This is a genomic window from uncultured Legionella sp. (assembly GCF_937871865.1).
GTDB lineage: Bacteria > Pseudomonadota > Gammaproteobacteria > Legionellales > Legionellaceae > Legionella.
Genome location: NZ_CALMPD010000021.1, coordinates 1 through 10,825, shown reverse-complemented (window position 1 = coordinate 10,825; position 10,825 = coordinate 1). Strand labels below are relative to the sequence as shown.

Here is a 10,825-nt window from a genome sequence, read left to right as displayed (position 1 = left end):
ATCGCGACTGGTATGGGGGATGCAGACCTGATAAATGAGTTTCATTTAGTCTCTTTGCCACTGATGACTTGCAGATTGTCCAGGAGCTGAGAATACTTTCACTACGACGTTTTCAATTCGATGCCTGTCCAGTTCTTCGGTATCTTTAATCAGCTCATTGACAAACCAGCGTGACAGTTCTTCCACGGTAATATTAGTTAATGGCATCAGTGTAACGTCTTCTTTGAGAAAGGGAATTTTCTTATGGTTAAAGGTAAAGTAATAGTATTCTTCATCTTCAGCAAACTCCATGAAGGGAGAATATTGTGGCATTAAGAACGTCTGATTTAATTGCCGGCATAATTTATGAATCCGTTCTTTGTAGTAGCGATAATCAAAGGTCATGCCATTGTCTTCAACCCAGGTGGTCAGAGCCAGGTAAACGCCATACATATGGCCATGTAAGGGTTCTCTTTCGGTAGCTGAAAATATGGTGGTGTGTCCTGCGGAAAACTTCATGGATTCTTTTTGTAATTCCACAGTAGTAAGGTATCTGGTCATTTTATAAACTCACTCGTTTATCATTTAGAAGAAATCCATTTAAATCGAAATCCAGGTTTTTAGTCAGGGCAATAACTTTAAATAACTCACCCATTTCACTAGGGTGGGTTAATTGTTTCACCACTTGTTTGGCGCGAAACAATGCTGTTTCATCGTCCAGCTCATTTAATAAGCTTAGCAAACCATTTGCCAGCAGAAAAGAAGCTTGATTGGTATACCCGGCAACGTGGAAGCCTGCCTGTTGTCCTGCTTCTGCCACATGGGTAAAATCAACATGAGCGGTAATATCCTGCTCTCCGGGATGGAGTAAGGGATCTGAATGGGCACGGTGCTGAAAATGACACATTATGGTTCCTTGATTACGGTCAGGATGATAATACTCATGCCTGGGAAAGCCGTAATCAATTAGCAATACTGCACCTTGATTGAGCATTTGGTAGATATTCACTAACCAATCCTCTATGAACAAATTAGCCTCTGATAAATAGGCTGAATTTTGTTGCGGTACGTTTTGTTTCACATAATTCACTAAGCGCTGATTCTGACAAGGTTTAAATAATTCGATTAACTTTGCCTCTTCATTTAGTGCTATATAGCTTTCCAGAATGTGGGAATCATCCAGCATAAAACGATTCACCGGCATGGCATCCAATACTTCATTGGCAATAATTATGCCATTAAATGGTTTTTCTGGCCAACGATCCAGCCAAATTACTCTATCTGCCAAGTGTGGTATTCTTTCTTGTATCAGTTGCTGTTGGCGGTGACGCAAGTTAGCGCTTAACTCCAGAATATAATAAGCATCAGGCAAACTGTTAAGCTGTTCCAGCTGATTTAATATGTCAACGCAGAGTACGCCTGTTCCAGCGCCGAATTCAAATAATACCGGTTGCTCTAATAAGCTCAATATTTGCTTGCATTGATGAGCCAGTGTTTTGCCAAATAGCGGAGTTAATTCCGGGGCTGTAATAAAATCACCCTGCGCTCCTAATTTGGGTAAGCCTGAACTGTAATACCCTTCTCCTGGGGCATACAAGGCCATTTGCATGAACTCTACAAAGGGGATTTCCTGTTGCTTTTCAAGCTGGACATGGAGTGTTTGTATTAAACTCATAATCGATTAAACTAATTAAAAATGGGGAACATACAATGAATCAGACAAACAAACAAGAAGCAAAAGTGGCTTTAGTGACCGGAGGAGCCAGGCGCATTGGAGCTGCAATTGTGAGAACGCTGCATAGTGCTGGATATAAGGTAATGATTCATTGTCGTTTTTCACTAAAGGAAGCACATACATTGGCTGCTGAGTTAAATAATCAGCGGCTGAATAGTGCCTTTGTCGTGCAACGTGAATTAATTAACGATGATGCCGCGACAGAAATTATGGATGCTGTTCTTGAATGGGCTGGTCGTCTGGATTTATTAGTGAATAATGCGTCTGTTTTTATGCGTAATGATTTTGACACCTTTAATGATGAGGATTGGCAGGAGCTGTTCAATGCGAACGTAAAAGCCCCTTTTTTATTGAGCCTGGCTGCTCGCTGTATATTAAGCAAGCATTCTGGGGCCATTATTAATGTAACGGACATTCATGCAGAAAAGCCGTTGAAAGGCTATTCAATTTACTGCCAAAGCAAGGCAGCATTTGCAATGCAGACCAAGAGCCTGGCGCGGGAGTTTGCCCCTGAAATAAGAGTCAATGCGGTAGCTCCTGGCGCTATTGCCTGGCCAGAGGATGCAAACGGTTTAAGTGAAGCAGAACAAGAGAAGATTATTGCCAAAACCCCATTAAAAACCCATGGTGATCCGGAATACATCGCTCGGGCTGTGTTAGCCTTGGCTGAAAATCCTTTTATTACGGGACAGATCTTAAATGTTGATGGGGGACGAAGTGTCGCTGGATAGCTGTAGATTCGTAATGGCAGTGAGAGCTAGAGAGAAGGGAGTGTATGGCACGAGAGAGATTAATGAATCTCTCTCTCCAAAAAGTCCTTAATTTCCTTTAAAGACTTTAAATTATAAAACTGCTTTAATTGATGTTCCATCAATCGAGATCTAAAGTAATAACGTAGCAACGATTTGCTTTGCAATATAGCCTTATGTTCGTTTTCAAGGGCACTAAGACCTTCCAGATGCGCCATAAATAAGGCCTTTTTTTCTTCATCACTGATTTCCACCATGCGTTGTTCGAGCAATTCCTGGTAAAGCCATGGCCGGCCACTGCCGGCACGAGCAATCATAAACCCATCACAACCACTAAGGCGCATTGCATTATTGAGAGTGGCAATACTATTAATATCTCCGTTAGCAATGACAGGAATGTGTATATTTTTTTTGATCTTGGCTATTTGCTTTAAATTGCACTGAATGTCGTAGTCATCTATCCATCGTCTTCCGTGAACAATAAGAGCATTTGCTCCTGCATGTTCTATCTGTTGGGCTAAATAAATATCTTGCTCATTATCCTGAATACGAATTTTTACCGTCAGAGGAATAGAGATTGATTCTCGTATTGTACTAATGATAGCGATTAATTGTTCTGGTTCTTCCAATAATGCGCTGCCGGCCCCTTTTTTGCGGATTTTGGTTTTAGGGCAGCCGCAATTAATATCAATTAAATCAGCACCATGAGTTTCCAGGCGTTTTGCTGCTTGCGCCATGATCAATGGATCAGTTCCTGAAATTTGATAGGCAAGAAGCTGCTCTTTGGGAGAGCGGTAAATATATCGTGATTGCGCGCTGTGTTTATTTAAAATATCAATTGCAGAGCTCATCTCCGTAACACAATAGGCAGGCGGAGTGTATTTGTAAAACAGTTCTCTGAATGGGGCGCAACTATAGCCAGCCAATGGACCTTGAATCAATCGATGAGGAAGTTTAAGTGGGCCAATGTATAGTGGGCTATTAATAATGGTGTGCATGCATTCAATTACAGGATATAATCAGCGTCTATTTTAACATACATCCAAGCATTAGACGTAGTTATTGCGTCATGGCCTTTATTGTCATTGACCTATGGAACCTATGGAAGAGGAGAGACTCCAGATGGACAAGCGTTATTTATCCCCTTTGGAATTACTCAGCATCGCCACGCAGCATGCTTATTCAGCCGATTACTTGCTGCAACAGTTAGCTCTGGGGCTGTTCAAGCAAGGAGGGTCTCTAGCGGTACTGTCTCCGATTACCACGCTCATGTACCAAGCATTTCAACTCACGTTTAAAGCATATTGTCTGCATGAGCATCGACCAATCAAAGAATATAAAAACTTAATGGAACTGGTTGAGCTAAATAGCCATCTTGGCTTATCCAGCCAGGAATTTTTTTTATTAAAAACCCTTGCAAGACAACAGGTTTTTAATAAAGGAATTGATTATGACCTATGGGAAAATCAACAGCAGCTCCACGTGTTTTGTGAAGACATCATTTCATTGTATGAACGAGTGCAGATGATGATGCCTTTGGAATTACAAAGTGATTATCAGGAATAATCTCACTCTGATTTAATATATGCTCTCGCTCATTCAGAGGATCGTATTACATCATTGATTTTATTGAGTATTCCTCATATTGATTGTCTTCATCAGCTTCAATGGAGATTTCTTCAGCATCTTTAGGGGCTAATAGTTCTTCTCTTTGTTTAAGCATCGCTTCAGCCAACAACTGAAGCATGTCTTCTTTTTCCAATAGCTCTGCTTTAAAAGAGCCTCTGACTGCGTGTTTTGCAATCTGAATGTCAGATGAATTTTTCATCAGGCCTTTCATCTGCGCAAATTTGTTATTAAATGCGGTTATCTCTTCGGATGTTACTTGATGATCAGCCACTATAATCTTCGGCTCAGTATCTGTTGAGGATGTAGATTGTTGCTTGGCTGTATTATTGGTGCCCCCTTCTTTATAATGCAGAACCGCCTCAGTCTCAGGTACTACCAGATAAATTAAATTGGCAAGGTAGTCTCGAATCACTTTTGCTGAGATATCCCCATTAAATATTTCCGTATTTATTTTGTTTAATTCTATTTCTACAGCGGCCGCTATTCGCTCCATTATTGCATTGTATTCATGTTCCTCTTCTTCCTTTTCAGTAAAAATCACTATCTGTTCTTCATCACTGAGTTTTGCAAATTCTGCTGCGAATAGTTCTTGGCAGAAATCTGCCAGGACTAAGTGGCTTCTAATAATACGTATGTCCGGATGAATCATTTCCAAAGCTTCTACAATTTTATTAACTATACCGCTTAAACAGGCAGGCCGTGATTTTCCTCCCAAATCAATCCCTGCGTCATTCATATTATATTCTCTGTCCGCAAGGGCCAAATGTTTAATAATAAGATCTTTTCGAGAATTAAGGAGTTCTGCTGAATCTTGAAATTCATAGGCAGCAGAATCTTTGGCCGCTACCCACAGAGTAACCAGGGTGTCCATAATCGTTCGGCCCGAATGAGGTGCTGGTGCCCTGTCGTTTTGAGCTCTAAAAAGGGTATTAAATGCGTAATTTTTTTGATCCACAGACAAGTTCATCGCTTTAATATGCTTTTCAATTTCTTTAGTAGTTTGTTTTTCAAGAGTCTTTTGGGTTTCTTTGTCAGTTGGGGGAGGATTACGTTCATCCAACAGGTTTAGGGCGCGAGTTATTGATTTATGTACACAAGGAAGATGGGTTGATTGCTGAATATTTTGGAACTCTACGCCAACCAGAGTTTGAACAAACAGCACCAGATTGGTGACCAGGCTGGAGAGCGTATCGCTAATGAAAGTCCAGATCGCAGCAAATGGTTTAATCAGGCTTTCATAAAATTCTGCATTTTGTTCTGCCCTTATGTTTTTTTGTATGTCATCGGCCAGCGATCTGAGGAGTAGTGATTCCAGGTGGATGATGTCTTCAATACATCTTAACGCGTCGGTTGACGTTTGTGGAGGCTGATCTTTTAGCTTTTTAGTTAAGGCCGCCAAAACAATATCAAGGATGCCTTCAACTTCTTCTTTATCTGATAAATCAAGCTCCAACTGCCATGTATTATTAATTGTTTTTGCTGTCTTTAAGAATATTTTATGTACTTGGCGTCCAAAAAAATCGCGTTCATTAGTTCCATTGAGTTCTTCTAATAGTTCCGGAGCCACATGGTCAATTAAAAAGAGGTCTAGTTTTCTCATTTTATGCAGGAGTTGCTGTATTGATTCCAAATCTGCTGTTCTCATAATGAATAGTGCCTTGGTAACATTTTTCTTTTTGGTAATTAATGTCGATTACAGTATTTTTAATTGCCACTTGTTTATAACATTACCATGGTGAGCTTAAAGTAATATTAAGGGATGATAATTTGTCCATCAATCCGCCTTGTTTTCTACTTGGCATGAGAGCGGATTCACGTTAGGATAAGATTTTTTGGAAGGTAAATGTAATGGAACAGTTGGATAATCAATTTACAGATACTGTACAGACACAGATATTGACGTTAACTAATTATTTAAACTCACGTATTTTAGGCCAGAAGGGTCTAATTTCTCGTTTGTTAATTGCATTATTGGCGGACGGTCATTTATTAGTCGAAGGTGCTCCAGGGCTCGCTAAAACACGAGCGGTTAAAGAGTTGGCGGATGGGGTTGAAGGCGATTTTCATCGTATTCAGTTTACTCCCGATTTACTGCCTGGGGATTTAACCGGCACCGATGTCTATCATCCTCAAAATGGTTCCTTTGTCTTTCAATCAGGTCCTATCTTTCATCACCTCCTTCTTGCTGATGAAATTAATCGGGCTCCCGCTAAAGTGCAATCTGCATTGCTCGAAGCTATGGCGGAACGACAGGTAACTATTGGTGGAAAGACGTATCCTCTACCAGAATTATTTTTAGTAATGGCAACGCAAAACCCTATTGAGCAGGAAGGAACTTATCCACTGCCTGAAGCACAATTAGATCGATTCTTGATGTATGTCAAAATTGGTTATCCTGATGCAAAAGTTGAGCATGAAATATTAGCGCTTACTCGAAAAGAAGCTTTGGGTAGTACTGCAGTGAAACAGGAGCGCCTACCCAAATTACCACAAAAGGTGATTTTTGAGGCCAGAAAACAGGTATTGAACGTACATACCAGCGAGGCATTGGAAAATTACCTGGTGCAATTGGTAGTCGCGACTAGAAATCCAGGGGTCTACAGTGATGAACTAGGACGTTGGGTACGCTTTGGCGCAAGCCCCAGGGCAACTATAGCTTTAGATAGATGTTCCAAAGCTCATGCATGGCTTGCAGGAAGAGATTATGTTACCCCTGAAGATATTCATGTTATCGCACATGATGTGTTGCGGCACAGGATTTTACTTAGTTTCGAAGCAGAAGCTGAGGGAGTTAGCACTGACGACTTTATCGACTCCCTATTGCGCTTGGTTGCTATTCCTTAGAGGCTTTTATGGCAGATGGTGTTGTTGCAGAGTTAAATGAACTGATTGAACTTAGGCGGTATGCTCAGTCGGTTCATTATCAACCTGAGGGCAGAGCCTTGCGTTCAGGAGCCCACTTATCAAAATTACGTGGCCGTGGTATGGATTTCGCTGAAGTAAGGAACTACCAGGCCGGTGATGAAATTCGTCATATGGAGTGGCGTGTTACTGCACGAACGGGTCGACCGCATGTTAAAATTTATCAGGAAGAGCGTGAGCGTCCGGTGGTTCTCCTTGTTGATTTTAATCCGTCTATGGTTTTTGGTACCCGCATCGCGTTTAAATCAGTAATCGCGGCACGGCTGGCTGCTCTTTTAGCATGGACGGTGATTAAGCAGGATGATCGGGTGGGTGGCTTTTTCTTCTCGGCAACAGAGCACAGTGAATTTATTCCGAGAGGCAGAGATTCTGGCGTTTTGCCGTTATTAGCTTCTTTAAGCCACTATACTGATCAGACGAATGTTCAACGAGAAGAAAAACCAAGACTTCTGAGTGATGCTCTGGTGCGATTACGCAGAGTGGTACGGCCTGGGAGTATTTTGGTTTTAATCAGTGATTTTTATACTATGGATGCTGAGTGCGAAAAGCATTTAAACCGATTGCGTGGCCACAATGACATTCTTGCTTATCATATCTGTGATCGTGTGGAACTCGCGCCGCCTAAGCCTGAACAATATGCAATTACTAACGGGCATCAGGAAATAATACTTGATACCAGCCTTCCTTCTGTCAGTATGGCCTATGAACAGTATTGCCAACAAAGAATAGAGCAATTGCAAGAGCAATTTAAACGATTACAAATCCAGTATGTGCAGGCCACCTCAGAGACTGATTTGATGCAATTAGTTCGACAGACTTTTCCCAGGAGGACGCGTGGCTAACCCAGATCCTTTGGCTCAACTTAAAGACATTCATTTACCCGAGCCCGTCAGTTGGTGGCCATTAGCTACTGGTTGGTATGGCTTAATGCTTTTAATAGTACTGATATTGATGTTCATTACCTATCGAGTTTATAAACGCCATATAAATGGCTTGGCAAAAAATAAAGCATTGCTGCTGCTTAAAACTTATAAAGAACATTATGACAAAGAGCGAAATGCTCAAATTACAAGTGCTCGTATTTCTGAGCTATTGAGACGAGTTGCACTGGTTTATTATCCAAGAACAGAGGTGGCTGCTATTCATGGGGATGAGTGGGTTGATTTTTTAAACAAAACCAGTAAAAAATTAGATTTTAAGCCGGTTAAAGCCATGTTGTTGGAGTCACCATTTAAAACAGGGGAATCGGTAGACTTGCAACCGTTGTTTACTCGGGCGGAGCAATGGATTAAGCAAAGAGGCGTGCCATGTTTGAACTAGTAAACCCTTGGGTCTTGAGCTTATTACCAGTACCTATTTTAATTTGGTATATGTTACCCAGGGCAAAAGTAACATTACCCACCGCATTAAAAGTTCCTTTCTTTGAGGCAATGGCAGGCATTGTTGAGCAGGAGAAACGTTCCGTTTCGGCTCAAAAACTATTACTTTTACCCACCATTATTTGGTTTTTATTAGTATTCTCTTTGGCTGGGCCTCGTTGGATTGGAGAGCCGAAACCGATAAATCGTGAAGGGTATAATATCATGATGGTATTGGATCTATCCGGCAGTATGGAAATCGCTGATATGTTATTGCATGGACGGCCAGTAAGTCGTTTGTTGGTGGTTAAACGAGCAGCAGAGCAATTTGTTCAGGACCGAAGCGGCGATCGCATTGGTTTAATTCTTTTTGGTACACGAGCTTATTTACAAACTCCTCTGACTTATGACAAGCATAGCGTGTTAATGCGCATTGAAGATGCTACGGCAGGACTCGCAGGTAAGACGACATCCATCGGTGATGCGGTGGGCCTGGCTGTCAAACGCTTGAGTGACGTGCCGAAAGAAGGGCGTGTTATTATTTTGTTAACTGATGGGGCTAATAATTCGGGAGTTCTTGCACCGTTAAAAGCTGCAGAGTTAGCCAAGGATGATGGGATAAAAATATATACTATCGGCTTAGGGGCTGAGGCAGATCCCAGAGCACTGACCGCTGATTTTTTTAATCAGAACGTTACTGCTGAACTGGATGAAGATACATTACAACAAATGGCTGATATGACTGGCGGGCGATATTTTAGGGCTACGGATCCAGAGTCACTCCAAGCTATTTATCAAACAATTAATCAATTGGAAACTGTGAAACAAGAATTGGCGAATGTACGCCCACAAAGAGAATATTATCCTTGGTTTGTTGGCTTGGCTTTATTGTTAAGTTTCTACTGGATAAGTAGGAAAACAGATTTGGTTCTTAGCCTGAAATCGTTTTTTCAAGACAGGGAGGGACTTAAGTCATGATGGTTGATTTTCATTTTTTACGGCCATGGTGGCTTTTGTTGCTCTTGCCCTTAATCAGTCTGGCCGTGATTTTGTGGCGACAAAATCCAAGACTGCATGCCTGGGGGGCTGTGTGTGACCGCCACCTATTGAATCATTTGCTCCAAAGTAAGGGACAGGGAAAACGCGTGGCATCAATATTGCCTGTAGTCTTGAGTGTTTTTTTTATGATAGTCAGCATTTCTGGGCCGAGTTGGCTTAAGTTACCCGTAGCAACCTATAAACCTATCGAACCCAGAGTTTTGATATTGGATATGTCTGATAATATGATGCTTAGTGATTTGACGCCAAGCCGCCTTGAACGCGCGAAATTCAAATTACATGATTTATTCCTTCATAAGGAGGTTGGACAGTTTGGATTAATTGTTTTTACTGGTGAAGCATTTGTTGTCTCTCCGTTAACAGATGATGGTCAAACTATTTCCTCACTTTTATCCAGTTTGACACCAGAGGTAATGCCGGTTGGCGGGCAAAATTTGGATATGGCTTTAAATGAAGCCACTAATTTAATCAACCAGGCGGGCTATGAGTATGGGCAAATACTGGTTTTAACTGCTGATACTCCTTCTCCAGAGGCGATTACAAAAGCGAAACACATTGCGAAGTCAGGTATTCTTTCATCTATTATGCCGATGAGAGCCGATAAAGATTTAAACCCATTATTCCAGAATTTTGCAAATGCAGGGCAAGGCCAACTATTGAAGTATTCTTCAGACTCAAGTGATTTGGAACAATGGCTAAATTATAAAGCGAATAAGGAATATGCACTGAGTCAGGACGATGATATACCCCTTTGGAGAGATGAAGGCCGATGGTTTTTAATTCCGGCTTTGCTGTTTTTATTGCCCGTATTTCGACGGGGTTGGGTGCAGAGGGTAGCTGTATGATGTTTCGTATCGCGTATATGAGCTGTGCTTTGTTGTCTTTTCAGGCTCAAGCATTCAGTTGGAATGACTTATGGTATACACCCAATCAGCAAGGCCAGGATTTAATGAACAAAGGTCTGTATTTGAAAGCGCAAGAGGTCTTTGAGCAAAGCGATTGGGCTGCCTCCGCTGCTTATCGAGCGGGTGATTATGAGCGAGCAGCTAAATTATTTAAAGAATTAAATACCGAACAGGGATACTATAACCTAGGGAATGCTTTAGCTCATTTGGGACAGTATGAGCAGGCGTTGGAAGCATATGATAACGCATTAAAAATTAATCCAGATGACAAGGATGCCCTATATAATCGCAAATTGGTTCAGGACTTATTAAAACAGGATAAAGAGCGGAAAAAAGACCAACAAGATAAAGATCAGCAAAACAAAGATCAACAGAACAAAGATCAGCAGAACAAAGATCAGCAAAACAAAGATCAGCAGAACAAAGATCAGCAGAACAAAGATCAGCAGAACAAAGATCAGCAGAACAAAGATCAGCAGAACAAAGATC

General features: G+C 41.4%; 12 protein-coding genes and 1 pseudogene. 8 read left to right on the top strand and 5 right to left on the bottom strand.

What is annotated here, in order from left to right; translation table 11 throughout:
* Positions 1-45: 45 nt before the first annotated feature.
* Both Q0495_RS01295 and Q0495_RS01290 read right to left on the bottom strand, forming a co-directional pair.
* Entirely contained in the window at positions 46-540 is a 495-nt protein-coding gene (locus Q0495_RS01295; RefSeq protein WP_298622246.1) for a 6-carboxytetrahydropterin synthase, read from the bottom strand.
* 1 nt (position 541) lies between these two features.
* The gene (locus tag Q0495_RS01290) at positions 542-1,654 is read right to left on the bottom strand and encodes an SAM-dependent methyltransferase (protein WP_298622245.1); all 1,113 of its coding nucleotides are present in this window, start codon (positions 1,652-1,654) and stop codon (positions 542-544) included.
* A gap of 35 nt (positions 1,655-1,689) precedes the next feature.
* Between Q0495_RS01290 and Q0495_RS01285 the strand changes: the two genes are divergently transcribed.
* Positions 1,690-2,445 (top strand): pteridine reductase, encoded by a 756-nt coding sequence (locus Q0495_RS01285; protein ID WP_298622243.1) that lies wholly within the window; start codon positions 1,690-1,692, stop codon positions 2,443-2,445.
* A gap of 59 nt (positions 2,446-2,504) precedes the next feature.
* On the opposite strand, the gene Q0495_RS01280 is transcribed toward Q0495_RS01285, so the two are convergent.
* A complete protein-coding gene (locus Q0495_RS01280; protein ID WP_298622241.1) occupies positions 2,505-3,461 on the bottom strand; it encodes a tRNA-dihydrouridine synthase in 957 nt (318 codons plus the stop codon).
* Positions 3,462-3,585: 124 nt separating this feature from the next.
* Here Q0495_RS01280 and Q0495_RS01275 point away from each other — a divergent pair, with 124 nt between their 5' ends.
* Entirely contained in the window at positions 3,586-4,029 is a 444-nt protein-coding gene (locus Q0495_RS01275; RefSeq protein ID WP_298622239.1) for a hypothetical protein, read from the top strand.
* Positions 4,030-4,075: 46 nt separating this feature from the next.
* On the opposite strand, the gene Q0495_RS01270 is transcribed toward Q0495_RS01275, so the two are convergent.
* Positions 4,076-5,737, bottom strand: a complete 1,662-nt coding sequence (locus tag Q0495_RS01270; RefSeq protein WP_298622237.1) for a hypothetical protein — start codon at positions 5,735-5,737, stop codon at positions 4,076-4,078.
* A 203-nt stretch (positions 5,738-5,940) separates the two neighbouring features.
* Here Q0495_RS01270 and Q0495_RS01265 point away from each other — a divergent pair, with 203 nt between their 5' ends.
* From Q0495_RS01265 to Q0495_RS16780, 6 genes and pseudogenes are all read left to right on the top strand, one after another.
* Complete coding sequence (locus Q0495_RS01265; RefSeq protein ID WP_298622235.1) at positions 5,941-6,936, top strand: MoxR family ATPase; 996 nt, start codon at positions 5,941-5,943, stop codon at positions 6,934-6,936.
* Between the two features lie 8 nt (positions 6,937-6,944).
* The gene (locus Q0495_RS01260; protein ID WP_298622233.1) at positions 6,945-7,856 is read left to right on the top strand and encodes a DUF58 domain-containing protein; all 912 of its coding nucleotides are present in this window, start codon (positions 6,945-6,947) and stop codon (positions 7,854-7,856) included.
* A complete protein-coding gene (locus tag Q0495_RS01255) occupies positions 7,849-8,334 on the top strand; it encodes a DUF4381 domain-containing protein (RefSeq protein WP_298622232.1) in 486 nt (161 codons plus the stop codon). Before Q0495_RS01260 ends, Q0495_RS01255 begins: the two co-directional genes overlap by 8 nt.
* Entirely contained in the window at positions 8,322-9,350 is a 1,029-nt protein-coding gene (locus tag Q0495_RS01250; RefSeq protein WP_298622231.1) for a VWA domain-containing protein, read from the top strand. Before Q0495_RS01255 ends, Q0495_RS01250 begins: the two co-directional genes overlap by 13 nt.
* Positions 9,347-10,276, top strand: a complete 930-nt coding sequence (locus Q0495_RS01245; RefSeq protein WP_298622229.1) for a VWA domain-containing protein — start codon at positions 9,347-9,349, stop codon at positions 10,274-10,276. The genes Q0495_RS01250 and Q0495_RS01245 overlap by 4 nt, the downstream gene beginning before the upstream one ends.
* Positions 10,201-10,578: pseudogene (locus Q0495_RS16780) on the top strand (tetratricopeptide repeat protein); the annotation flags it as partial. The gene Q0495_RS01245 and the pseudogene Q0495_RS16780, both read left to right, overlap by 76 nt.
* Positions 10,579-10,591: 13 nt before the next feature.
* Here Q0495_RS16780 and Q0495_RS16775 read toward each other — a convergent pair.
* The coding region (locus tag Q0495_RS16775) for a pentapeptide repeat-containing protein (protein ID WP_367274359.1) at positions 10,592-10,825 on the bottom strand (234 nt) is incomplete at its 5' end.